Source organism: Corynebacterium sputi DSM 45148 (assembly GCF_000427865.1).
Lineage (GTDB): Bacteria > Actinomycetota > Actinomycetes > Mycobacteriales > Mycobacteriaceae > Corynebacterium > Corynebacterium sputi.
The window spans coordinates 13128-37155 of sequence record NZ_ATYV01000014.1 but is presented as its reverse complement, the minus strand read 5'-3'; the positions used below and the strand labels follow the sequence as shown (position 1 = coordinate 37155).

General features: G+C 62.7%; 20 protein-coding genes and 1 pseudogene. 15 read left to right on the top strand and 6 right to left on the bottom strand.

The features are described 5' to 3' along the window. Positions 1–37: 37 nt before the first annotated feature. From YWU_RS0108560 to YWU_RS0108530, 7 genes are all read left to right on the top strand, one after another. Complete coding sequence (locus YWU_RS0108560; protein ID WP_027020151.1) at positions 38–229, top strand: ubiquitin-like protein Pup; 192 nt, start codon at positions 38–40, stop codon at positions 227–229. Further along, positions 229–1632 (top strand): Pup--protein ligase, encoded by a 1404-nt coding sequence (pafA, locus tag YWU_RS0108555; RefSeq protein WP_027020150.1) that lies wholly within the window; start codon positions 229–231, stop codon positions 1630–1632. The genes YWU_RS0108560 and pafA overlap by 1 nt, the downstream gene beginning before the upstream one ends. After that, complete coding sequence (locus tag YWU_RS0108550) at positions 1629–2552, top strand: helix-turn-helix transcriptional regulator (RefSeq protein ID WP_027020149.1); 924 nt, start codon at positions 1629–1631, stop codon at positions 2550–2552. The genes pafA and YWU_RS0108550 overlap by 4 nt, the downstream gene beginning before the upstream one ends. Continuing rightward, positions 2545–3489 carry a WYL domain-containing transcriptional regulator gene (locus tag YWU_RS17575; protein WP_051260198.1) on the top strand — a complete coding sequence of 315 codons (945 nt, stop codon included), beginning with the start codon at positions 2545–2547 and terminating at the stop codon, positions 3487–3489. The genes YWU_RS0108550 and YWU_RS17575 overlap by 8 nt, the downstream gene beginning before the upstream one ends. Positions 3490–3519: 30 nt before the next feature. After that, on the top strand, positions 3520–3702 hold the full coding sequence (tatA, locus tag YWU_RS18180; RefSeq protein WP_034647564.1) for a Sec-independent protein translocase subunit TatA: 183 nt from the start codon (positions 3520–3522) through the stop codon (positions 3700–3702). A gap of 69 nt (positions 3703–3771) precedes the next feature. Continuing rightward, on the top strand, positions 3772–4686 hold the full coding sequence (tatC, locus tag YWU_RS0108535; RefSeq protein WP_156892778.1) for a twin-arginine translocase subunit TatC: 915 nt from the start codon (positions 3772–3774) through the stop codon (positions 4684–4686). A gap of 13 nt (positions 4687–4699) precedes the next feature. Beyond that, positions 4700–7330 (top strand): DEAD/DEAH box helicase, encoded by a 2631-nt coding sequence (locus YWU_RS0108530; protein ID WP_051260197.1) that lies wholly within the window; start codon positions 4700–4702, stop codon positions 7328–7330. Between the two features lies 1 nt (position 7331). Here the strand turns inward: YWU_RS0108530 and YWU_RS0108525 are convergent, their stop codons facing one another. Beyond that, positions 7332–8006 (bottom strand): potassium channel family protein, encoded by a 675-nt coding sequence (locus YWU_RS0108525; protein WP_027020146.1) that lies wholly within the window; start codon positions 8004–8006, stop codon positions 7332–7334. Positions 8007–8015: 9 nt separating this feature from the next. Then, positions 8016–9344: a TrkH family potassium uptake protein gene (locus YWU_RS0108520; protein ID WP_051260196.1), complete on the bottom strand. Its 1329-nt coding sequence runs from the start codon at positions 9342–9344 to the stop codon at positions 8016–8018. 32 nt (positions 9345–9376) lie between these two features. Between YWU_RS0108520 and YWU_RS0108515 the strand changes: the two genes are divergently transcribed. From YWU_RS0108515 to YWU_RS15955, 7 genes and pseudogenes are all read left to right on the top strand, one after another. Continuing rightward, complete coding sequence (locus YWU_RS0108515; protein WP_027020144.1) at positions 9377–10462, top strand: M24 family metallopeptidase; 1086 nt, start codon at positions 9377–9379, stop codon at positions 10460–10462. Next, positions 10459–11175 carry an SDR family NAD(P)-dependent oxidoreductase gene (locus YWU_RS0108510; RefSeq protein ID WP_027020143.1) on the top strand — a complete coding sequence of 239 codons (717 nt, stop codon included), beginning with the start codon at positions 10459–10461 and terminating at the stop codon, positions 11173–11175. The genes YWU_RS0108515 and YWU_RS0108510 overlap by 4 nt, the downstream gene beginning before the upstream one ends. Next, a complete protein-coding gene (gene cbiE / locus YWU_RS0108505; protein WP_240484095.1) occupies positions 11136–12323 on the top strand; it encodes a precorrin-6y C5,15-methyltransferase (decarboxylating) subunit CbiE in 1188 nt (395 codons plus the stop codon). The genes YWU_RS0108510 and cbiE overlap by 40 nt, the downstream gene beginning before the upstream one ends. Beyond that, positions 12320–13084: a precorrin-4 C(11)-methyltransferase gene (cobM, locus tag YWU_RS0108500; RefSeq protein WP_027020141.1), complete on the top strand. Its 765-nt coding sequence runs from the start codon at positions 12320–12322 to the stop codon at positions 13082–13084. The genes cbiE and cobM overlap by 4 nt, the downstream gene beginning before the upstream one ends. After that, positions 13072–13821 (top strand): cobalt-precorrin-6A reductase, encoded by a 750-nt coding sequence (locus YWU_RS0108495; protein ID WP_027020140.1) that lies wholly within the window; start codon positions 13072–13074, stop codon positions 13819–13821. The genes cobM and YWU_RS0108495 overlap by 13 nt, the downstream gene beginning before the upstream one ends. Beyond that, positions 13809–14540 (top strand): annotated as a pseudogene (locus YWU_RS15960) (class I SAM-dependent methyltransferase). Before YWU_RS0108495 ends, YWU_RS15960 begins: the two are co-directional and overlap by 13 nt. A 350-nt stretch (positions 14541–14890) precedes the next feature. Further along, positions 14891–16606 carry an HNH endonuclease signature motif containing protein gene (locus YWU_RS15955; protein ID WP_034647563.1) on the top strand — a complete coding sequence of 572 codons (1716 nt, stop codon included), beginning with the start codon at positions 14891–14893 and terminating at the stop codon, positions 16604–16606. A gap of 58 nt (positions 16607–16664) precedes the next feature. Here the strand turns inward: YWU_RS15955 and cobJ are convergent, their stop codons facing one another. The 3 genes from cobJ to YWU_RS0108470 are packed head-to-tail and all read right to left on the bottom strand — an operon-like array spanning position 16665 to position 19917. Beyond that, the gene (cobJ, locus tag YWU_RS15950; protein WP_034647561.1) at positions 16665–18182 is read right to left on the bottom strand and encodes a precorrin-3B C(17)-methyltransferase; all 1518 of its coding nucleotides are present in this window, start codon (positions 18180–18182) and stop codon (positions 16665–16667) included. Continuing rightward, positions 18182–18820 (bottom strand): precorrin-8X methylmutase, encoded by a 639-nt coding sequence (locus tag YWU_RS0108475; RefSeq protein ID WP_027020139.1) that lies wholly within the window; start codon positions 18818–18820, stop codon positions 18182–18184. Before YWU_RS0108475 ends, cobJ begins: the two co-directional genes overlap by 1 nt. After that, complete coding sequence (locus YWU_RS0108470) at positions 18817–19917, bottom strand: precorrin-3B synthase (RefSeq protein WP_027020138.1); 1101 nt, start codon at positions 19915–19917, stop codon at positions 18817–18819. Before YWU_RS0108470 ends, YWU_RS0108475 begins: the two co-directional genes overlap by 4 nt. Positions 19918–20065: 148 nt before the next feature. Here YWU_RS0108470 and YWU_RS0108465 point away from each other — a divergent pair, with 148 nt between their 5' ends. Next, positions 20066–23554 carry a cobaltochelatase subunit CobN gene (locus YWU_RS0108465; RefSeq protein WP_027020137.1) on the top strand — a complete coding sequence of 1163 codons (3489 nt, stop codon included), beginning with the start codon at positions 20066–20068 and terminating at the stop codon, positions 23552–23554. On the opposite strand, the gene YWU_RS0108460 is transcribed toward YWU_RS0108465, so the two are convergent. Then, positions 23555–23986: a VOC family protein gene (locus YWU_RS0108460; protein WP_027020136.1), complete on the bottom strand. Its 432-nt coding sequence runs from the start codon at positions 23984–23986 to the stop codon at positions 23555–23557. Positions 23987–24028 lie beyond the last annotated feature (42 nt).

The window sequence follows — 24028 nt, the reverse complement described above, 5'->3', positions numbered from 1 at the left end:
CGGTTTATTCATTTAGTTAGGGGTAACAATGGCAGGCATTTCCGGAGCACAGGTCCAGGGCGGCGGTTCAGGAGGTGACGACGATGACGAGGTCGCCGACGCAGCCTCATCCGGCCAGGTTCAGGAGCACCTGAGCTCGACCGATGATCTGCTTGATGAGATCGACGGTCTCCTGGAGTCCAACGCGGAGGAGTTCGTCCGCTCGTACGTCCAGAAGGGCGGACAGTAGTGGCGCTGACCAGGCGTATCACCGGTATCGAGACCGAGTTTGGCATTAGCTGCACCCTCGACGGTAAGACGCGCCTGGGCCCGGAGGAGACCGCACGGCGGATGTTCCGCCCGGTCATTGAGCAGTTCGGTGCCACGAACATCTTCACCGGCAACGGTGGGCGGCTGTACCTGGATGTGGGTTCGCACCCGGAGTTCGCGACCGCCGAGTGTGACTCGGTGTCGCAGGTGATCGCGCACGACCGTGCTGGTGAGCGCATTCTTGACGACCTCGCCCAGCAGGCCGAAGCCGCACTTGAGCAAGAGGGCATCGGCGGCAAAGTCCACCTGCTGAAGAACAACACCGACTCGGCCGGTAACTCCTACGGCTGCCACGAGAATTACCTCGTCGGCCGGTCCATGAGTCTCAAGGGCCTGGCCAAGCAGCTGCTGCCGTTCCTGGTGACCCGCCAGTTGATCTGCGGCGCTGGCAAAATTGCCCGTCCCTACCCAGGCAGTCCGTACGAGAACGAGCCGGAGCAGTACTGCTTCTCCCAGCGCGCTGATCACGTGTGGGAAGGCGTCTCTTCCGCGACTACCCGTTCGCGCCCGATGATCAACACCCGGGATGAGCCCCATGCGGACTCAACTCGGTTCCGTCGTCTGCATGTCATCGTCGGTGACTCCAACATGTCTGAGACGACCACCGCTTTGAAGATCGCCTCCACCCAGCTGGTGCTGGAATTGATCGAGGATGAGCGCCCCTTGCCGGACTTGGAGGTCGCCAACGAGACCAAGGCGATCCGCGCCGTCAGCCGCGATCTCACCGGTGCTGCTCAGATCAGGCTGCGACAGGGCGGAGAGATGAGCGCTTTGGAGATCCAGCGGATTTACCTCGACGCGGTGACCTCCTGGTTGGACGAGCGCGTCGAAGACGGCACCGGAACCACCAACGAGGAAATGCGCCGCGCCGTCGAATTGTGGGACCGCGCGCTCACCGCCGTGGAAACAGGCGACCACTCGCTGATCGATCGCGACATCGATTGGGCCATCAAGAAGGCCCTCATCGACCGCTACGTGGAGCGTGGCCTGGAGCTCAACGATCCTCGCCTGGCGCAGGTCGATCTGATGTACCACGACACCCGCCCGGGCCGCGGTATCTTCCACGTCCTGGAGTCCCGAGGCGCCGTGTCTCGCTGGATCGACGACGAGGCAATCAACGCCGCAATCACCGGCCCGCCGACCACCACCCGTGCTGTCCTGCGCGGTCAGTTCCTCGACCGCACCCGCCGTGCTGGTGTGCCCACCGTTGTCGACTGGACGCACCTGAAGATCGCCGGTGACGATCCAGTCACCCTCGTCGTAGACGATCCTTTCGCTGTGGAGGACCCACGTCTGGACGCACTCCTGGAATCCATCGAATGAAAAGCCACCGCCAGTTTGAGCTGCTCCTCCTACTCCTGGACCACCCGTCGGGTCTGAGCCAGGAGGAGATCGCCGCCCGCATCCCCGCATTCGCCGAGGGCACGAAGGACGCCGCCGCGAAGCGCCTCGAGCGAGATCTTAAGGAACTGGAGGAGATCGGAATTCCGGTTCGGTCCCTTGGTGGCCGCCATCTGGTCGATCACGCCCGGTGGCGAATGGATGACCTGGAACTCACCGAAGATGAGTCCCACGTCATTGCCCTGGCCGGTGGCGCCAGATTCCGCGAGCCGTCGCTGCAGAAGCAAGCAGAGCGCGCATGGCGGAAGATCGCTGGCGTTGCTTCTCGCTCCGATCTGCGATCGACAAGGGCCCGCTCACTCATTGCGGATCCGATGTATCTGACGGCTGAGGACGTCGGGGCGCTGCAGAACGCCTGGAGTACCGGCCGCCGCGTCACCTTCTGGCATGTGCCCCAGTACGGTGTGCCGGATAAGCAGCGGATACTTGAGCCCTGGGGCATCGTCAACATTGGTGGGCGCAATTACCTCGTCGGCTACGACATTCACCGCGATGGCCCCAGGTCCTACCGCCTGAATCGGATCACCTCTGTCGAACCCGCCGGCGATGCCTTCCACCCGCGCCCCAGCGCGGACGCTCTGGAGGAGCTCGCGCGCGGTGTCCTGCGTAGGGGAGAGGCCACCGTTCGCGCGGTGGTGCGCGTCAAGGAGGACACGTGCCCGGAGGTCACGCGAAACGCAGAAATGCTTCCCGACGCTCACTGGCTCCTCCCTGACCTCACCCTCCCGGAAATCATCGAAATTGGTTTGAATCACGCCGGTGATCTGGTGATCGTCGAACCGCAGCAGGCCCGAGACAAGGTCGTGCAGACCCTGAAGGAGATCGTGGACGCATATGAGTGACCTCTCCCAGCTCTTGGCTGTCGCGGTGTACTTCGCCGATGAACCCCGCACGTTCACTGAGGCGGCCACCGAGCTGCACATGGATTACCAGGAAGTGAAGTCTGCAGTGGCGACCCTCGCTGACGCCGAGATCCCCGGCCAGACGGCCATCCCTGCGACCATTGTGAACTCAGATGCCCGTCAGGCAAGCATCGTTGAGACGCGAATTCCCTTGCTCACCGAGCCGCTGCGGATCACCCCGCAGGAGGCTGTGACCCTGCTGATGACGCTGGAGACCCTGGAGAACGCCGCCGACCTCGTCGACCCAGATGTGGTCCGTACCGCCACGGCGAAACTGCGGCGAATCGCCGGGGGATTGGTCGTAGACGTCACCCCAGTGGCGGTCCCGACGTCTGATGAGGTCGCCGTCGTTCGCGATGCCGTAACCGCGGGCCGAGTGCTGCGCATCGGATACCGAGACGCCGCCGGACGACGCTCTGAACGCCTCCTCGACCCCCAACAGATGTTCTGGGCCGACGGCTGGACCTTCCTTCGCGCCAGCGACCACGGCGATACAGTCGTGAAGTCCTTCCGCACTGATCGGATCGAGTCCGCAGAGATGCTGGACGAGCCTGCCCGCAGCATCCCTCTGGAGAGCGTCGAAGCCGATGACCCGCACGGGCTGCTCATCGACGACGGCACCGCGTGGGCTCGGGTCGCTGTCGCTCCGGATGCCACCTGGGTTACCGATTACGCCCCGCTGGCTTTGGATACTGATGAAGGCACGGACGAGGACGGCCGGTACCCCGGATGGATTCCAGTCGGTGGTGTCGAGCAAGCGACCCGCTTCCTGCTGCGCACATTTCCCGGGGTTCAGGCGAACGAGCCAGAGTGGGTGCGTGAGGCAGTTCACAGTCGTGCTCAGGCGGCACTCAGGGAGTATGCTGCTGTGGAATAAGAACCACCAGCTCCACGGAAGGTCGTCATCATGCCCAATCTCGGTATGACCGAATTGCTTCTCATTCTGGCCGTCGTCATCCTCCTCTTTGGTGCGAAGCGACTGCCGGACGCGGCTCGTTCCCTTGGCCGTTCCATGCGCATCTTCAAGTCTGAGGTCCGCGAGATGAACAACGAAAACGCAGACTCCGACCAGACGGCGCGGCCCGCGTAAACCGTGACTTCCAACAGCCCGGCCAAGAAGCGCAGCCTCCGACGCAAGCCGAAGAACCCCGAGGGCGTGATGTCCGTCGTGGAGCATCTGCAGGAGCTGCGCAAGCGCTTCCTGCGGGCGCTGGCAGCGATCGCCGTCGGCACGATTATTGGTTACGCCTGGTACCAGGTGTCTTTCAGCATCGGGGCCTTCCGCGTTCATTCGCTCGGTGAGATCCTCAAGGGGCCGTATTGTTCCCTGGATCCGTCGATGCGTTTCGGCGCTCAGCCAGGCGATGAGTGTCGCCTATTGGCTATCGCGCCATTTGAGATGTTCATGCTGCGCTTGAAGGTCGGTGCTTTGGCTGGCTTGGTGTTGTCCTCGCCAATCTGGCTGTATCAGATCTGGGCATTCATCACCCCAGGCCTGGTAAGCAAAGAGAAGCGCAATACCTTCGTCGCTGTTAGTGCTGCGGTTGTGCTGTTTACCTCTGGTGCAGTGCTCGCATACGTCGTCGTCTCTTACGGACTGGAGTTCCTGCTGGGTATCGGTCGTGAGGCTCAGGAAGCAGCACTGACCGGTAATCTCTACTTCAACTTCCTGCTCAGCCTGATTGTGATCTTCGGTGTCAGTTTCTTGATCCCGCTGTTCATGGTGATGCTCAACATCGCCGGGGTGCTGCAATACGAGACCCTCAAGGGCAAGCGCCGGATCACCATCCTGTGCATCTTCATCTTTGCCGCGTTCATGACTCCCGGTCAGGACCCGGTGACGATGTCCGTCATGGCCGTGTCGCTGTGCCTGCTGATGGAAATTGCGATGCAGATCTGCCGTTTCAACGACCGCCGGAAAAAGAAAAAACAGCCGGACTGGATGAACCTCGACGATGAGGAGGCCTCCGGCCCCGTGGAGGCTCCCGAAGCAATTGCGCAAGGAACGCAGGTCAGCGGACCTACTCACGTGCGTCGCGCGACCCCGGTCACCGACTTCGACGACGTCTTGTGACATTCTGGGGACCATGTCACAGACGGTCCTCGACTCGTTTATCGAGCCTCTCAGCTACACCCCCGACGACTTCCAGCTCACCGCGTGCCGCTCCCTAGAGGACGGCCGCGGTGTTCTGGTGTGCGCGCCCACCGGCGCCGGTAAGACGTTCGTTGGCGAATTCGCCATCCACCTGGCGCACAGCCAGGGCACCAAGTGCTTTTACACCACTCCGATCAAGGCGCTGAGCAATCAGAAGTACGCCGACCTGGTCGAGGTATACGGCGACGATGAGGTTGGCCTGCTCACCGGTGACGTGAGCATCAATGGCAACGCGGACATCGTGGTGATGACCACCGAGGTGCTGCGCAATATGATCTACGCGCAGTCGGAGACCCTGCAGCGGCTCTCGCACGTGGTCATGGATGAGATCCACTACCTGGCCGACCGTGACCGCGGCGCCGTGTGGGAGGAGGTCATCCTCGGCCTGCACGAGGACATCCGAGTGGTCGGCCTGTCGGCGACGGTCTCTAACTCTGAGGAGTTCGCCCGCTGGCTCACAACCGTGCGCGGCGACACTGACATCGTGGTCACCGACCACCGCCCGGTTCCGCTGAATCAGTTCATGCTCGTGGGCAACCGCATGCTGCCGCTGTTCGAGAAGGACGGGCAGAAGGTCAACCGCGAGCTTCTCGACGTCTGCGCCTCCGCCGAAGAACGCAGGGTTCGCTTCGCGCGCCGCCCGGACGTCGTGAAGCTTCTTGAAAACCGCGACATGCTCCCGGCTATCATCTTCATCTTCTCCCGCGCCGGCTGCGAGGGCGCGCTGGCGCAGATGGGCAGCTCCAAGTTCGACCTGACGGACTCGGATGAGCGCGAGCGTATCGACGCGATTATCGACGCCGGCATCGACGGCATCCCTCGCGCCGACCTGGACGTGCTCGACTTCTACCGCTGGCGCAACATCGTCCGCCGCGGCTTTGCTGCGCACCATGCGGGCATGCTGCCGGCGTTCCGCCATATCGTCGAGAAGCTCTTTAATGCAGGCCTGGTGAAGGTCGTCTTCGCCACCGAGACCCTCGCTTTGGGCATCAACATGCCGGCGCGCTCGGTGATGATGGAACGGCTAGTGAAGTACGACGGCGAGGCCCACGTCGACCTCACCCCGGGCCAGTACACCCAGATGACCGGTCGCGCTGGACGCCGTGGCATCGACACCATCGGCAACGCGGTGGTGCAGTGGACTCAGGCAATGGACCCCCGGTGGGTTGCGGGGCTTGCCTCCACCCGCACGTACCCGCTGAACTCCACCTTCACACCGGGCTACAACATGGCCGTCAACCTCCTGCGCAATGGCGGCTACCTGGAGTCCAAGACCACCCTGGAGAAGTCTTTCGCGCAGTTCCAGTCTGACGGTGACGTGGTCAGTTCGGTGCGGGCACTGGAAAAGGCACAAGAGCGTGTCGACGCCCTCACCACCACCATCGGCGCCGACCCAGACGGACTGGACTCCTTGATGGAGTATCTGGATCTGCGCGAGGCAATTACTGCTGAGGAGCGTCGAGCCAAGCGCCATGCAATAGAAGATCGCTTCGAGCAATCAGTGGTGGCCCTGCGGCGGCTGCGCCGTGGTGAGGTCGTTGCGATGCCGCGTGGCAAGAAGATTGAGCGCGTCGCGGTGGTGCGGGAGGATTCCTCCGGTCCGAACCCGCGGCCGCTGGTCGTCGGCGCTGGTGGGTTCACCGGACGGATCGACGCGGGAATGTTCCCATCGGCACCGGTGGTGCTCGGCCGCATCCGGATTCCAGCAGATGCCGGACGACGCCCCAAGCGCGCCATCGGCCTCATCCAGTCCGAGATGGACCGCCAGGACATCCGCGGGCCGAAGCGGCTGAAGAAGGCCACCTCCAAGCCCTCGGCGAAACTGAAGGGTTTGAAGAAGGATCTGCGCCAGCATCCTCTGCACGGGGACCCATCCATCGACGCCGCCGCCAAGTCCATGCGCGAGCTCCGTTCCGCACGAGCAGAGGTTGTGAAGCTGCAGGGAACTATCGAGAAGGCGTCTGACACCCTGGCTCGGACCTTTGACCGCATCTTGGACCTGCTGCAGGAGATGGATTACGTAGAGAAGACCGGAACCGACCAGTGGCACGTCACTGAAGAGGGCGATCGCCTGGCACGGATCCACAACAGCTCTGACCTGCTTGTCGCGACCTGTCTGCGCCGTGGCATCTGGGATGACTTGGACCCGGCGGAGCTGGCAGGGGCGGTCTCCACCCTCGTTTTCGAGAACCGTCGCGAGACCCCCGGCACCGACGTGGTGCCAACGGAGAACCTCTCGACGGCGATCTCTCACGTGATGCGCATCTGGGACGAGCTCACCGAGGACGAGCAGCGCCACCGCCTGCCGCTGACTCGAGTCCCGGACACTTCATTCGCCGCCGCGATTCACCAGTGGGCTGCGGGTGCTCCTCTGGCATACGCCTTGGGCGCTGCCGCAGAAAACGGCGCAGAGCTAACTGCCGGCGACTTCGTGCGCTGGTGCCGCCAGGTCATCGATCTGCTGGACCAGGTCCGCGCTACCGCCTACAGCGACGAGGTCCGCACAAATGCACGTAAGGCCTCCCGTGCGATCCGCCGTGGGGTTGTCGCGATCGGCCAATAGGTCACTTCAGTTTCGAGAATTCCTCGACACCCTTGGTTGGTCCCACCACGAGGATCTGGCAACCCTCGTGCAGAACAGTGGTCGACTCGGTGTGAACCCAGGTGCCATCGGCAGCTTGGTACGCGGTGACGATGACCTTGTACTGTCGGGCGGTTTTTGGGTTGGCGACGAGTTGTTTGGGCGTCGCCATCTTCACCATCGCGTACCCAGGGTCAATCTCCACGTAATCGGAGGCTTGTCCACGGATTAGGTGTGCGACGCGCCGGCCCATGTCTCGCTCTGGCTGCAGAACCTTGTGCACCCCGAGCTGTTCGAGAATCATCGCGTGCTGCTGGTCGTCGCCCTTGGCCCACACCACGGGAACGCCCAGTCGAAGTACCAGGGACGCGGTGAGGATCGACGCCTTCACGTCGGCGCCAATGGCCACGACCACGCGGTCGAACTCAGCGATGCTTAGATCCTCGAGAACGTCCTCCTTTGTCGTGTCGGCTTGGACTGCCTGGGTGATCCGGTTGCTGAGGGCTTGCACTGGCTCGATGTCGATGTCAACGCCGAGAACATCGGTGCCAGTCTCAGTGAGCTCTACACACAAAGCGCGGCCAAACCTGCCGAGTCCCAAGACTGCGACCGAGTCATTTGCCGCGAGGCGCTCGTGACGAGAAGGGAAGATGGACATGGGTTACCTCTATCCGATGATCGGGCGTTCGACGGGATACGCGTAGTTCTGTCTGCGGTAGCGTACGGCCAGAGCCGCGGCCATAGCGATCGGGCCGATTCGGCCCATCACCATAAGTACCGCCAAGACATATTTGTCTGAGTTTGTCGCCTCTGCAGAGAAGCCGGTGGTGAGCCCACAAGTGGCGAAAGCGGAGATCGTCTCGAAGAGTATGCGGTCTAGAGTCGTCTCACTGCCCAGCGACAGCAGCGTTGCCGCAGAAAGCACCAGGATCAGGCCCAGGAACGCGACACTGACTGCCAGGCGCAGGGTGCTGTAGGCAATGGTCCGGCCCATAGCGGTGGTGTCTACGGTGCCGCGAGCCTCAGCGATGATGGCGAGAAGTAGTACTGCGAACGTCGTCACCTTGATACCGCCGGCTGTCGAGGCCGAGCCGCCGCCAATGAACATCAGGACACTGCTGAGCATCGTCGCTGTCGGTGTGATCTCGTCCATGTCCACCACAGCGAAGCCGCCAGAGCGCAACATGATTGAAGAGAACACACCATCGCCGATCTTCTCCCACCACCGCAGATGTCCCACCGTGTTCCCGTTGAGCCACTCGGCCCCTGCCCAAGCAAGGGCACCGAAGATCAGCAGGATCACCGTGGTGTTGATCGTCAACTTCGTATGCAGTGTCCAGCGATTGCGCTTCAACAGGTTCAGCAGCACCGGGAAGCCCAATGACCCCACGAACACACCCACCGCGATCGGCACCAACACGAACAAGTTGCCCGCAAACGGCAACAGCCCATCAACATCTGGACTGAACCCGGCATTACAGAACGCCGAGACCGCGTAGAACACCGCGAACCACACCGCCCGCGGCACCGAATCCTCCGAATACAGGAATGACGGTAACAGGAACACCGCCAGGGCAGCCTCCAAAACGAACGTCACCGTCACCACGATCCAGAACAACTGCTTCACATCACCTGGACCCAAACTCTCCCGGGCAAACAATCGTCCCGTGAGCCCCAGCCGGTGGGTGACCATCACCATGAGAAGCAGCGACAGCGTCACCACTCCCAGGCCACCGGTCTGGATTGCTAGCAGAATCACCACCTGACCGAAGAGTGACCAATGCTCGCCAGTGTTCACAGTTGTTAGGCCAGTGACGGAAACGGCGGATGCGGCGGTGAAGACTGCGTCGGGAAGCGGAGTTCTTTGCCCGTCCGCGGCCGCTACGGGAAGAGACAGCAGCACCGTGAAGAATGCGGTGACAGCGAAAAAGGCCAACACGGCGGCCCTGGACGGGGAGTGGCCAAGGGCCCTCCGCAGTCGCGCCCTGATATTCATGGATCAAAGTTATACCCCTTATCATCAGTTCTATGACTGAGCTCTTTTCCGCCGACGTGTATCTCACCCGAATGACCCGAGCCGCCGCCCTGGCAGAGGGCCGTGGCATCGCCGCGCTGGTGTTCGGTACCGGTACCGATTTCGAGTACCTGCTGGGAAGCAAGATCAGCTCCCACGAGCGCCTCACCGCACTGGTTCTACGCCCGGGCCACAAGCCCCTCCTCGTTGTTCCCGCAGTTGAGCGCAGTGACGTTCCTGACCTCGACGTCGACATGCACTTCTGGAGGGACGGGCAGAACCCGCATCAGATCGTCGCCGATCTCATTCCGGCGAACGCCACCGTCGGCTTCGGAGGCTCCCTTACTGCTGACCACCTCCTGCCGATCCTGGAACTGACCGGAGCGCGCCCAGTCCTTGCGACCGAATCGCTCAAGGAACAGTTCATGCGCAAGGACACTGAGGAGATCGCGCAGCTCCGTCTCGCCGGCGCCGCCATTGACCGCGTCCACGCCGCCGTGCCCGACCTGCTCGCCCCAGGTCGTACCGAGGAAGAAGTCGCCCACGAACTGCGCACCCTCATCCTTAAGGAGCACGCCTCCGTCGACTTCATCATCGTCGGCTCCGGCCCCAATGGTGCCAACCCGCACCACGACTACTCCGACCGCGTTATTCACAATGGTGACGTCGTAGTCGTCGACATCGGCGGCACCCTCCCCAGCGGTTACCACTCCGACTGCACCCGCACCTATGTGATGGGGGAGAACGAAAAAGCACAGATGCTTTACGACGTCCTCCGCACCGCCCAAGAAACCGCCGTCCGCGCCGTCAAACCCGGCGTTAAGGCCAAGGACATCGACGCCATCACCCGCGAAATCATCATCGCCAATGGCTACGAAGACCTCATCATGCACCGCACTGGCCACGGAATCGGCCTGAGCCTGCACGAGGAGCCCTTCATCATGGAAGGCAACGACCTTGTCCTTGAAGAAGGCATGACCTTCTCCGTCGAGCCCGGCCTCTACCTCGAGGGGGAAATCGGCATGCGACTGGAGGACATCGTCACCGTCACCGCAGACGGAGTCGAAACACTCAACAACGCTGACCGGAGCCTGCGATGAGCCACGTCCTCATCCTCGGCGGCACCTCCGAAATTGGAGAAGAAGTCGCAGCACGTCTCGCGCCGGGCAATCGCGTGACCCTCGCGGCGCGCCGGGTGGACGCACTGGGCCCGGTTGAGGAGCGCATGTACGCCTGCGGGGCTACCGAGGTGCACCGGCTTTTCTTCAACGCCGACGACATTGCCGCGCAGCCCGGCGTCCTCGATGAGGCATGGGCCCACGAGCCCGTAGACACCGCTGTCATTGCTTTCGGCATTCTCGGCAACCAAGAGCAGGACGAGGTCAGCGGTGAACGTGCCGCCGCGATCATCCACACTGACTTCACGGCGCACGCGTCTGTGGTCACCGAACTGGTCAATCGCATGGAGTCCGGCCGTATCCTGGCGTTCTCGTCGATCGCCGGCTCCCGTGTCCGCCGCGCCAATTACGTCTACGGCTCCGCGAAGGCGGGCCTTGATGGCTTCTTGCAAGGCCTGCAGGATCGCCTCCACGGTGGACCTGTGCAGTTGACGATCGCTCGACCCGGCTTCGTCATCGGCCGCATGACCGATGGCATGAGCCCCGCTCCCATGTCGAGCACCCCAGATCAGGTCGCCGACGAGGCGGTCAAAGCTCTCGGCAAGCCGCACGTATGGATTCCGTTCGGAGTCGGTGTACTCGGCTGGATCTCCAGGTGGGTCCCGCGCGCAATCTGGAGGCGGATGCCGCGATGATCCCCGTCGTGGGCATCGGCGCGGACGGCTGGGAGTCACTGTCTCTTAAAGCCCAAAACACGCTTCACGACGCCCCCATCATCCACGGCTCACCCCGCCAGTTAGACCTCATCCGGGATTACGTAAACGCTGACCTCCGGCCATGGCCGAGCCCGCTCGTACCGGCCCTGCCAGACATCGATTTCACTGGCTCCGCCGTCCTGGCCAGCGGTGACCCAATGTTCCATGGAATCGGCACGACATTGGCAAAGCTCCTTGGTGCGGATGCACTGGAGGTGATCCCGGCGCCGTCGTCGGTGTCATTGGCGTGTGCGCGCCTTGGCTGGGCTGTTAATGAGACGCCCGTGGTGTCTCTCGTAACCGGCGAAACCGGAGCCGTGGTGACCCAGGCGGACTTCGGTCAGCGATTCCTGGTCCTTGGCCGCTCGGCACAGTCTGCCGCTGATATCGCCGCGGCACTCGCACACCGCCCGGGAACCCGGCTGACGGCACTGATGGATCTTGGTGGAGTGGGGGAGAGGGTTGTGGAGGGGGACGTCGGGAAGCCTCCTATCACTACCTCCAACCTGTGCATCATCGCGGTGGAACCGGCAGGGCCCACTCGCCCCTGGCTTTCCGACGCCGACCTCACCACCGATGGCCAACTCACCAAAAGCCCCATCCGAGAGACAACCGTTTGTGCCCTCGGTCCGACGCCGGGGCGCCTGCTGTGGGATATCGGAGGCGGAACGGGTTCGATTTCCGTGGAATGGGTGCGCCACGGTGGGCGAGCTGTGTGCGTCGAGCAGCAGGAAACGCGTGTGTCGCAGATTCGCGACAATGCCCGCGGCACCTTTGACGTGATCCATGGCTCAGCACCGGAGACCCTGCCGGAAGGAACTCCAGAGGCGATCTTCATCGGCGGCGGCGTGACAGTCGACGGAATGGTCGACGCCCTCTGGTCCGCACTTGCCCCTGGCGGACGCCTCGTCGTCAACGCAGTGACCCTCGAATCCGAGGCCGTGCTGTGGGAGTCACGGAAGAAGCTGGGAGGGGAGGTGCGTCGAATTAGCATCGAGCGTGCCGGTACCGTGGGGTCGTTCACGGTGCTAAGACCGGCGCTGCCCGTGCTGCAGTGGATCGCCGACAAACCAGGAGGACTTTCGTGACTGTCTACTTCATCGGAGCAGGCCCTGGTGCCGCAGATCTGCTGACCCTGCGGGCGGACCGTCTCATCAAGTCATGCCCGGTGTGTCTGTATGCAGGCTCGATCGTTCCTGAGGACGTACTGCCTGCTGACGCCGAATTGATCAACACCGCTCGGATGCCGCTGGACGAGATCATCTCGATCATCGCCCGCGCAGATTCCAAGGGCAAAGATGTTGCTCGCCTCCAGTCCGGAGACCCCTCCGTCTGGTCTGCGCTGGCTGAGCAGGCACGACGCCTCACCGAACAGGACATCGCCTACGAGATCGTCCCCGGCGTTCCAGCCTTCGCAGCCGCGGCCGCAAGCCTCGGCCATGAACTGACGGTCCCGACGGTCGGTCAGTCCCTCATCCTCACCCGCGTGTCCGGCCGAGCCTCCGCAATGCCATCAGGGGAGACCCTCGAGAACTTCGGACGCACCGGCGCTACCCTGGCGATTCACCTCGCTGCCCACGACGCCCACCGCGTCGTCACAGAACTCCTTCCGCATTACGGCGAGGACTGCCCAACCGCCGTCGTCGCATTCGCTTCCCGTCCGGAGGAGCAAATCCTCCGCGGCCGACTTGCCGATCTTGCAGACGCCATCACTGATGCCGGCATCACCCGCACCGCCGTCATTTTTGTCGGACCTGTCCTCGGGGCCGAACAGTTCCCTGATTCGTACCTTTACTCCGAGGCCCGCCCCCGAGACGAGCATGGCAGGACGATCCCATGCGTGCTCTGATCCTTGGCGGTACCTCAGAAGCGCGAGCTCTCGCGCGCCGTCTGGTGGCCGAAGGCTGGTACGTGACCTCGTCCTTGGCTGGCCGCGTCGCTGAGCCAAAGCTCCCCGTCGGCCAGGTCCGCATCGGCGGCTTCGGTGGACCCGCAGGTCTTGCCCGTTGGCTTTTGGACAATGACACTGTCGTCGTCATCGATGCCACCCACCCGTTTGCCGAGCGGATCAGCGTCTCTGCCGCTGAAGCATCCAGAGCTACCGGCGTTCCTCTCATCGCTTTGCATCGCCCGGCGTGGGAGCAGACTAAGGGCGACCAGTGGCTTGCAGTCTCCTCAATGTCCGAGGCTGCTGCCCTAGTGGCGGATCGGTTCCAGTCGCCGTTCCTGGCCGTCGGGAGGCAGCAGTTAGCGCACTTCGCCGACGACGCTCACGGCCGCTACCTCATCCGCTGCGTCGAACAACCCTCCGCTCCGCTGCCTCCCAAGCGACGGATCGTGCTCTCCCGCGGTCCTTTCGACGTCGCCGAAGAACGCAAAATCATGCGCGACTACGCCATCGATTGCCTCGTCACGAAGAACTCAGGCGGCTCGATGACTTATGCGAAAATCGAGGCTGCCCGCGACCTAAAGAAGCCGGTCGTCATGGTCCAACGTCCCGTGCTGCCAGGTGCAGACTTCGCCTCTGTCGTGCATTCGGTCGATGACGCTGTCCACATAGCGAGGAAGATCGCGTGGACAGCGTAGAGACCCTCATCGCCGATGCTGAGGCCGCTGACGGCACCGGTTGGGGCTTCGGATTCCTTGACGGCCGCGCCACTGAGGAGCGTCCGCCGTGGGGTTATGCCCGCATGATGGCCGAGCGAGCGCCTCGCGCGGGTCGAGTCCGCCCTTGACCTGGACACCGGCGGTGGGGAAGTGCTCGCTGAGGCTCCGGTCCTGCCACCTCGAATGTGCGCCACCGAGGCGTGACCGTCCAACGCTGCGGTCGCCCGCGAGCGCTTGTGGTTCTCTCGGACTCCTTGCCTTACGACGCCCATACCTTCCACCTCATCACCTCCCGCCACCCCGTAACCCCACAGTGGTCTGAGATTCACCGGGTCTTGCGACCAGGCGGCGAGTATCTGGGACAGCACGTCGGACCTGCCTCTGCTTTCGATCTCATTGAGCTCTTCCTCGGCCCATTGCCCAGAGAACGACGCCTCCGCGATCCCGCCATAGAAATTGCCAATGCCGAGGCTGCTGGCCTCGAGATCGTGGACCTGCGCACTGCTGAGTGCGCGATGGAGTTTTACGATGTCGGCGCCATTGTCTGGATCCTCCGGAAGTGCGTGTGGTGGGTGCCGGACTTCTCTGTAGAGAAGTACCGTTCCGTGCTCCTAGACCTCGACGCTCAAATGCGCTCCGGATCCCCCGTTACCGCAACCTCAACCCGTCATCTCATAATCGCGCGTAAACTGTCATGACCTGGATGACCCTCGCCGCCCTATTCGCTTTACGAGGCGTTCGCCTTGCTGGCTGACGATTCACCCGGCTGGGGCGCCGTGTCACATGGTGGCGTCTCTACTACGGCGGATGGCAGAGGTACCTGTATCCGGTGGTAGCGGTTGCAGCGCTTGGTGCACCTGGCGTGCTCGATCGAGGGTGCACGTAACTACAAGTTATGGACCGTATCATCGCCGTCGAATGCGTACCAACGGGTGAATATTCGATAACTCTATCGAAACAAGGCACTGACCTCTTGTGATGGCTTACTCCTTCTGCAATGATCGAACATGTAGGCGAAACTGTTCGATCTCCAGAAAGGGGCAAGATAATGACCACTACCAAGTCCACTGAAACCTGCCCCTTTGATGCTGCGCTCTCGGAGGAGGCGCCGAAGTGGGGCCACGAAAATGATTCGCTCCGTGCCGGCCTGGCTCTCGCCCGGAATCGCGTCGATCTCGACCTTGCAGCTGCATGCTTGTGTGCTCCTGAGGATGATGCTCGCCACCACGTCACATGTCTTTGTGCTGACTTGGGGCAGTCCGACGCGGCCGCCCGCGATTACCGTCGTATTGGTCTGATGCTCGAGCGCATGCCGAAGTTGACGAAGGTCCTGACTGTTCGTGGCTTCGCGCCGTTGTCTCTCTTGAAGAAGCTTTCTAGTGCAACGCAGCCGGTATCGGAGGAGCGGTGCCCAGAGTTGGAGCCTTTGCTTCTGGAGGCGCTGCTTCCTGGCGTTGACAAGCTCGCCATGCGTACCTGGAAAGATCTATTTCCGGCGATTCAGCGTGCCATCGACACTGTCGAGCATTCTGCGCGTCCGCAGGACCTGAATGGTCCGCCACCTCCGAACGATGTCGAAGAGACTTTCTCCCGTCGTAAGTCCCAGGGAGCCGACAAGGCTCATCGCATCGCACTGAACCTTGCTCCTGCACACGCGGAAGAAGCGCACCGAGTGATCAGCACTATTGCCGCGACTCAAGAGTGTGACGGTGCCGAGGCATTCATGCATTTGGTTCGAGGCACCGCCGAGGCCAGCGTGAGCCTTCACCTTTACCGCAGCATTGATGGAGGGTCGGTCTGGATGCCCGGCGTCGGCGTACTTTCTGAGGCGTTGACGGAGGAGTACCTCTCCATGGTCACGTCCGTGGACACCCTGACTCCATCTGCTGCTAGCGGTTACGCCGCAACTGATGGTCAGCGTGCGTTCATCATGGGCCGTGATGGTACCTGCATGTTCCCCGGCTGTTCGAGGAGCCCCGCCGGGGCAGACATGGACCACATTACAAACCATGCTGATGGCGGTCCCACCAGTACTGACAACCTGCACGCACTGTGCAGACGGCATCACAACGAGAAGACCAAGGGGCTGTGGGATGTCACTCGATCACTATCGGGGACCGAGTATTGGACCAGTGCGTCTTCAGGTGTCCAGGTGGCTACCGAGCCGACTGGGCCGCTATCCCATCCCGGAGCAGTGCCTTTTGCTGCCAGTATTCGCAAGGCCAAGGCGCTTCGCGCTGAGCGCAACGAGCATCGTGATGATGTCCGCGCCCGCTACCGAGACGGTGTCGCTCAGGCTCGCAATGTACAGCCTGTGGTCCGAATGCTTCAGCAGATTCGAGTCATTGGGGAGGACGAGTCCTCCACTGATTTCATTAACTCGATTACCAAGCACGCGGCCCAGGTCGCCGTCGAGGCTGATGAGCAGCGTGCACGCGACCGCCACGAACGCCAGCGCATCAAGCTCGCACGATTCCGTGCGCAGGTGGAGGGCATCGGGCCTATCAAGGACCCGGATCCGCCAACTGTAGAGCCTGCGGATTCGGTCGGGGAGATGCTGCAGGTTTACCTCAACGAACGAAATCCCGTAACTGCACTCACCGCGATTGGACGACTACTGGCAAAGATTGACCCGGGGGAGATCAAGGAGTGGCAGCACAGTTTTGCCGATCCCAGTCCGCTGCGCCAGCGCATTGCCGAGTGTCAACTAACCGGATTTCGACAGAAGGTCCGACGAATCCGACGAAAGAATAAGCCTACGTAATTTAAAGTTACGGACCGTATCATCGCCGCCGAACGGCCTTCGGCGAGACCTGATGGCGTTAGGTAAATCCAGGACTAAAAGAAAGCTGTGTCGTGCCGCCGCCGGCATAGTGTCGTGCCGTAAATACGCGCGTCTGACCTGCACCATCGATGTAAGCCCGGGTGGTGGAAGATCCGACGATGATCATCGTCCGCATGTCCACGATGTCCGGGTCGAAATTGGCAACGGTCGTGACGGTCACGGATTCTTCGGGAGCTCCGACGGCACGGGCGACGATGATTGGAGTGTCGGGTGACTGGTGCTTTGCGACGATGTCCCGAAGCTCGGCTACCTGCCTGCGGCGGGTCTTCGATGCGGGGTTGTAGACGGCGAAGGCCATGTCGGCGCCGGAGATGGCGTCGATACGCTTTGCGACGGTCTCCCATGGTTTCAGGCGGTCCGACAGAGAAATCATCGCGAAATCGTGGCCAAGGGGAGCGCCTACTCGGCTCGCAACGGCCTGAGCAGCAGTCATACCCGGGACAATACGCACGGAGACATCGCGCCATCGCGGGTCATCGGCGACTTCGAGGACAGCGGCGGCCATGGCAAAGACACCGGGGTCACCGGAGCTGACGACGGCTACACGGGAGCCCTCGAGCGCCATGTCCAGTGCCATGGCGGCACGCTCGGCTTCGACGCGGTTATCAGAAGCGTGACGACGCTGACCTGGTCGCAACGGCACTCGATTGACGTACGTGGAATAGCCGACCACATCGGTGGCACGGGCGAGCTCGGCGCGTGCCTCCGGAGTCAGCCACCGGGACGGTCCGGGGCCGAGGCCGACGACGGTGACCTCGCCGACCGAATCGCTAGTCGACGGAACGAAACCGGAGGATTGGGTGCCGACGACGGCGACGGCGAAGTAGGGGACGTCGTCGGCATTGATGGTGTTCAGGGGAGCGGTCCAGCCATCATCCATCGTTGCGCGGACAACAACCTGCGCCCGGTCGAGATGTCCGGATTCGCGGAGGATCGACCGTACCTGCTCGACGTGGCCGCCGAGTTTCATCACCACGAGGCAATCTGCCGAGGCTGCGGCCGCTGCGAGTCGGGCCGGATCAGCAGTGGCAGGGAGAATAGTGAGGATGTCTTCAGCCTCTGACAACGGGTGCGCCAGCTCAGCGGCGGCGGCAGTGACAGAGGGAACGCCGGGAACGATCTCGGTGGGGAAGTCACTGCTCAGAGCCCGATGGAGGTGCTGGTAGGAGCTGTACAGCAACGGGTCGCCGAGGCTGATGACTGCGACGGAGCGTCCCGCTGACAGATGAGCCGCGAGACGAGCGGTTGCTTCCGAGTAGAAGGAGGCCATGAGCTCTGTGTAGTCGTCGCCACCGTTGACCGTGACTGGATAGACCAGGTGTTCTTCGATCGCCGGGGTGTCTCGTGAATCGAGCAGATCAGAGGCGATTTTCCGGGCGGTCGATCCGCGCGAACCGGAGTGATATGCCACCACGTCGGCGGTCTGGATGAGTTCGGCGCCGCGCAGCGTGATCAGGCCTGGGTCGCCAGGGCCAAGGCCCACTCCGTACAGCACTAGAAGATCTCCTCTTTGCGTGCCAACGCATTGAGCGCGGCGACGGTGATCGCGGAGCCACCACGGCGGCCGAGAACGGTGACGTACTCGACGCTTCCAGCCTCGACAGTTGCGTCCTTTGACTCGACGGCGCCGACAAATCCGACGGGGAGGGCGAGGACGGCAGCGGGGGTGGGGAAGCGGCCGTCGGAAAGCCCTTCTAGAAGGTGGAACAGTGCGGTCGGCGCATTGCCGATCGCGACGACGGCCCCATCCAACTTGTCGCCCCAAAGCTCCAAAGCAGCCGCAGTGCGGGTCGTGCCGAGGTCCTTCGCCAAGTCGGGCACGCGGGGATCAGACAATGCACAGATGACTTCGTTGTCTGCAGGGAGTCGACGCCTAGTGATGCCGGTGGACACCATCGACGCATCACACAGAATCGGCGCGCCCGCCTCAAGTGCAGTTCGAGCCGCGCTAACCACGCCGTCAGTCATCCGGATATCGCTGGCCAGGGAGGTGTCCCCGGCGGCGTGGATCATCCGGACGGCGACGATCTCCTGATCCGCATCAAACGCACTGAGGTCAGATTCTTCACGGATCATGGAAAATGACCGACGGTAAATTGCCGCACCGTCGGTCTCGTAGTCATAGCGGGTCATGGAGAGACATCGTACTCACCGTCTCCGGTGGCTACGTACTCGACATGTGCCGACTTGGGTGCTCCGCAGCGGCGGGAGCATCCGGAAAAGTGGATGCGGGCGTCGGGAAGCATTCCTGAAGCGATGCCCTGGGCAGCGTCTGCGCGGACGTCCGAGAGCGCCTTCGCGCAGCCTGGCATGCCGGTGCAGGCGGTGACGCGGAGCCATGGGGAACGCTCGTCGAATTCGAATCCGTTCGGCGCGAGGACGCGGACGACCTGTTCGGCGACGGCCTCATCGAAGTCGTGGAACACCAGCGAGTACCACGGCGTGACGTGAACGGGCACCTCCGTCACTGCGATTATGCGAGCCATCTGAGCAGGCAGGACGCCAAACCGAAGACCGGCGCCGAGGCTGACGAGGCCGTCGGTCTGCTCGATCCAACCGATTCGTCGGGCGTCGCCCTCCGCAGAAGCTGCTTCCCGACGTTCCCAGCCTCCCACCACCTCTTCTGCCAATCCGGACTCAGCGATACGCCAGGCGGTGCCGCGGATGCGGGACCAGGTGAGGGCGGCATCGGTAAGCAATTCCGGAGCGTTGGCGCGCGAGGCGGTGACGCCGGTGGTGCGGCCGGCGACGATGAGGTCGAACGTGTCGTGGTCGACTGCGAGAAGGCCTAGGTCAGGGGCCTCGGAGAGGACGTCGCCGCGGCCGTCATCGATGGCGAAAAGGGTTCGACCGGGTAGATCGGCGAGTTGGGGTTGGGAGCAGAGTGCCTCGTCAACGTCGTCGGTAAGCGAGGTGACGTCGGTGCGACCGCCTACTCGGCCGGTGAGCGGGGATTTGAGGATGTTCCGCATGCGGTCATGTTCGGGATAAGGGAGGTCGACGGACTCGGTGAAGCCGACGGTGTCTCGGATGCCCCGGATCTGAACATTGCCGCGGGACGTCAGGTGCAGGTCGCCGTCGCCGAAGGAATCGGCAAGATCGGCGAGCATCGTGAAGTCAGCGGGGCTGAGAAGTCCACCGGGAAAACGCAGTCGACCGATTGCGCCGTCGTCGGCGAGGTGGAGCTTGAGTGCTCCTGGGCACTGGTCGGGGCGGTCACGGTGACTCATGCCTCAATCGTACGACGCGGCAACGTAGAATCCGACATAGTCCACAATCGGGGAAAAGGGTGAGAGTCCCTGCGGTCGCGCCACTGTTACAGCCAGACCTCCGATCCACGCTTCGCGGGGCGCGTATACCCCGGGAAAGGCACGCTGCATGATTCTGCTCTTGTCGACCTCTGACACCGATCTTCTTTCCGCCAGGGCCGCGGAGGGGGCTGAATACCGGTGGGCAAACCCGTCCAGGCTTCCGTCCGGGCCACTGGATCTGGAGGGGGTCGACATTGCGGTCGTTCGCCTGCTGGGTGGGCGTCGGGCGTGGGAGGAGGGTGTTGATCAGCTTCGTGCCTCCGGGATTCCCACGGTCTTCGTCTCTGGTGAGCAGGCTCCCGATGCGGAGTTGACTGAGCTCTCCACTGTCCCCGCGAACGTCGCCACCACCGCACATACCTATTTGGCAGAGGGCGGCCCGGAAAATCTCCGACAGCTCCATAACTTCCTGTCCGACACACTGTTGCTGACCGGGCATGGGTTCTCCGAGCCGGTTCGCCTGCCGAGTTGGGGCCACCTGGACCGGCAGAGTACTCGGGGAGCTGGCCGCGTCGGCATCGTCTACTACCGCGCGCAGCACTTGGCAGGGAATACCGCGTACATTGAGGCGCTTGCGGGGGCCGTCGAGGAGCGAGGTTTTGAGGCGGTGCCGGTCTATGCAGCGTCATTGCGAACCGCTCCGGATGACCTCCTGTCCGAACTCGGCTCCTGCGACGTCATCATCACCACTGTCCTTGCTGCCGGCGGCACCCGTCCGGCCAAGGCGCAGGCTGGCGGAGAAGACGAGTCGTGGGATGTCGCGGCATTGGCTGCGCTGGATCGCCCGATTATCCAGGGCCTGGCCTTGACTGCACCTCGCGATCAGTGGGAAGAAGCAGATTCGGGTCTGAGTCCGCTGGATGTTGCCACGCAGGTGGCAGTGCCGGAGTTCGATGGCCGATTGATCGGTGTGCCGTTCTCCTTCAAGGAAGTCGACGACGACCAGCTCATCACCTACGTACCTGACCGCGAGCGCTGCTCCCGTCTAGCAGGCATCGCGATTAATCACGCGAAGCTGCGGCACAAGGAGAACACCGACAAGAAGATCGCGATCGTGCTGTCGGCGTACCCGACCAAGCACGCCCGCATCGGCAACGCCGTCGGCTTGGATTCTGCGGCATCCACGCTTCGAGTTCTTCATGCGCTTCACGACGCCGGCTACGACATCGGCGACCCCGATTCACTGCCTGCCGACGGCGACACCTTGATGCACGCAATGATCGACGCCGGTGGCTTGGATCCGCAGTGGCTCACCGAAGAGGTGATGGAAAATAACCCACTGAAACTCTCGGCCGAGAAGTATCGCGAGTACTTCGGCACACTGCCGGAGTGTCTGCGCGAGGAGATGACCGAACAGCATGGTGAGGCTCCGGGCGAACTCTACGTCCACGATGGGCAGATCTATATCGCTGGTCTGACCTTCGGAAATGTCGTCGTGATGGTGCAGCCGCCGCGTGGCTTTGGAGACAACCCCGTCGGCATCTATCACGATCCGGATTTGGCACCGACACACCACTACCTCGCCTGCTACGAGTGGCTGCGCAGCGATTTTGGTGCAGACGCCGTGGTCCACATGGGCAAGCACGGGAACTTGGAGTGGCTGCCGGGCAAGGATGTTGGGCTTTCTGCAGAGTGTGGCCCTGACCAGGCCATCGGCGAATTGCCGATGATCTACCCGTTCCTCATCAACGACCCAGGCGAAGGCACTCAGGCCAAGCGCCGGGCCCATGCCACCCTCGTCGGGCACATGATTCCGCCGATGGCTCGAGCGGAGTCCTACGGGGACATCACCCGGCTGGAGCAGCTCCTCGACGAACACCAAAACATCTCCGCCATGGACCCGGCCAAGTTGCCGGCCATCCGCCAGGACATCTGGTCGCTCATCACCGCAGCTCAGATGGACAGTGATCTGGGATGGGAAGAGCGTCCCGACGAAGAGGTCTTCGACGACATGCTCATGCACGTCGATGGCTGGTTGTGTGAGATTAAGGACGTCGCAATCCGAGGTGGACTTCACATCCTCGGTGAGGCACCGGATGGGGATCAGCTCGCTGAAACCGTCGCGACCATGCTTCGGGCACGGCAGCTCTGGGGCGGCGAGTGGACCCTGCCGGGGCTGCGCGAAGCGCTCGGTCTGGCCGAGGATGGCTCTGACAGTAGGGGAGATGTCGACGACATCGACGCCCTCGCCACCGACCTTGTGCGCAGGCTGATCGCCGGTGAAGAGCCGGAGGAGTTGTCGGAGAAGGGGGGCGTCGTAAAGCTTCTGTCCTTTACTCGCGATGAAATCCTGCCGCGCCTTGCCGATACGGCGCAGGAGATTCCGCGGATTCTGCATGCGCTCAATGGTGGATTCATCCCGGCGGGTCCGTCCGGATCACCTCTGCGTGGCCTGGTGAACGTGCTGCCGACCGGTCGGAATTTCTACTCCGTCGACCCGAAGGCCGTGCCGTCGCGATTGGCCTGGGAGACCGGTCAGCTACTGGCCGATAGCCTCGTCGAGCGGTATCTCGCTGACAAGGGCGAGTACCCGACGTCGGTGGGCTTGTCGGTCTGGGGTACCTCGGCGATGCGTACCTCGGGCGATGACATTGCCCAGGTGCTCGCGCTGCTGGGTGTCCGACCAGTGTGGGATGAGGCCTCGCGTCGAGTCACCGGCCTGGAGGTCATCGACCTGGAGGAGCTCGGGCGCCCGCGTATCGACGTTACAGTGCGTATCTCCGGCTTCTTCCGCGATGCATTCCCGCACGTCATCTCGATGCTTGACGACGCAGTGCAGTTGGTCGCCGGCCTCGACGAGGACAACGCGATCCGCGCCCACGCTGAAGCCGATGGCCACACCCGCCGCATCTTCGGTTCCAAGCCGGGCACCTACGGCGCCGGTCTGCTGGAACTGATCGACTCGGGATCATGGCGTGACGACGCCGACCTTGCGGCCGTCTACACCACCTGGGGCGGCTACGCCTACGGCCGTGGCGTCGATGGAGTGGAGGCCGCTGACGACATGCGCTCGGCGTACCGACGCATCCAGGTCGCAGCGAAGAACACCGACACCCGCGAGCACGACATCGCCGATTCGGACGACTACTTCCAGTTCCACGGCGGCATGGTCGCTACCGTTCGCGCTCTGACCGGTGAGGATCCGGAAGCCTACATCGGTGACTCCACGCGTCCGGACTCCGTGCGTACCCGCACCCTGCACGAAGAGACCCGCCGAGTGTTCCGTGCCCGCGTTGCCAACCCGCGCTGGATCTCCGCAATGCAGAAGCACGGGTACAAGGGCGCATTCGAAATGGCCGCGACGGTCGACTACCTCTTCGGGTACGACGCCACGACCAATGTCCTCGATGACTGGATGTACGAGACCCTCACCGATACCTACGTGGAGGAAAACCGCGAGTTCTTCGAGAAGTCGAACCCGTGGGCACTGCATGACATCTCCGAGCGACTGCTCGAGGCTGCGGACCGAGGACTCTGGGAGAACCCGGATCCGGCGCGCCTGGAACTGCTTAAGGAGACGTTCCTCGAGACCGAAGGTGATCTCGAGGGCCGTTAGCTATTTCGGTGACGGGATGTTGAACATCCACACGATGCCGAACTGATCGGCCAACATCCCGAAGCGGTCGCCCCACGGGGCGGCCACTAGCGGCTGGCGCACATCTGCGTCGGCCGCGAGCTTTTCCCAGGCCTCGACGAGGAAATCGCCGTCGGCCGGGTCATCGCCGTCAGAGGAGAGCGAGATGTCGACGCGGCCGTTTTCATTGAACGTGCCCATTTCCGGGGGCGTGTCTGAGGCCATGATGTGACGGCCAGGGCCAAAGTACAGAGACGAGTGCATGACCTGGTCGGCCAGGTCGCCTTCGCCCTGGCCGAATTCGCCGAAGGTGCCGATGGACAACTCGCCACCGAACACGTGCTGGTAGAAGGTCATCGCCGCGCGGGCATCGCCATTGATGAAGTGGATATAGGGGGTTACTCCGACGCTCATCGGATCGTCCTTTCCTCAAGGTGTGACCGCCAGCATAGGTTG

What these genes read in the sequence shown, in the direction of transcription:
- YWU_RS0108465 (WP_027020137.1), top strand. Translation starts at nt 20,066, where the DNA reads ATGATTCTGCTCTTGTCGACCTCTGACACCGATCTTCTTTCCGCCAGG.
- YWU_RS0108475 (WP_027020139.1), bottom strand. Translation starts at nt 18,820, where the DNA reads ATGACCCGCTATGACTACGAGACCGACGGTGCGGCAATTTACCGTCGG.
- YWU_RS15955 (WP_034647563.1), top strand. Translation starts at nt 14,891, where the DNA reads ATGACCACTACCAAGTCCACTGAAACCTGCCCCTTTGATGCTGCGCTC.
- YWU_RS17575 (WP_051260198.1), top strand. Translation starts at nt 2,545, where the DNA reads ATGAGTGACCTCTCCCAGCTCTTGGCTGTCGCGGTGTACTTCGCCGAT.
- YWU_RS0108460 (WP_027020136.1), bottom strand. Translation starts at nt 23,986, where the DNA reads ATGAGCGTCGGAGTAACCCCCTATATCCACTTCATCAATGGCGATGCC.
- tatA (WP_034647564.1), top strand. Translation starts at nt 3,520, where the DNA reads ATGCCCAATCTCGGTATGACCGAATTGCTTCTCATTCTGGCCGTCGTC.
- YWU_RS0108530 (WP_051260197.1), top strand. Translation starts at nt 4,700, where the DNA reads ATGTCACAGACGGTCCTCGACTCGTTTATCGAGCCTCTCAGCTACACC.
- YWU_RS0108550 (WP_027020149.1), top strand. Translation starts at nt 1,629, where the DNA reads ATGAAAAGCCACCGCCAGTTTGAGCTGCTCCTCCTACTCCTGGACCAC.
- YWU_RS0108525 (WP_027020146.1), bottom strand. Translation starts at nt 8,006, where the DNA reads ATGTCCATCTTCCCTTCTCGTCACGAGCGCCTCGCGGCAAATGACTCG.
- YWU_RS0108510 (WP_027020143.1), top strand. Translation starts at nt 10,459, where the DNA reads ATGAGCCACGTCCTCATCCTCGGCGGCACCTCCGAAATTGGAGAAGAA.
- tatC (WP_156892778.1), top strand. Translation starts at nt 3,772, where the DNA reads ATGTCCGTCGTGGAGCATCTGCAGGAGCTGCGCAAGCGCTTCCTGCGG.
- YWU_RS0108515 (WP_027020144.1), top strand. Translation starts at nt 9,377, where the DNA reads ATGACTGAGCTCTTTTCCGCCGACGTGTATCTCACCCGAATGACCCGA.
- YWU_RS0108495 (WP_027020140.1), top strand. Translation starts at nt 13,072, where the DNA reads ATGCGTGCTCTGATCCTTGGCGGTACCTCAGAAGCGCGAGCTCTCGCG.
- YWU_RS0108520 (WP_051260196.1), bottom strand. Translation starts at nt 9,344, where the DNA reads ATGAATATCAGGGCGCGACTGCGGAGGGCCCTTGGCCACTCCCCGTCC.
- YWU_RS0108470 (WP_027020138.1), bottom strand. Translation starts at nt 19,917, where the DNA reads ATGAGTCACCGTGACCGCCCCGACCAGTGCCCAGGAGCACTCAAGCTC.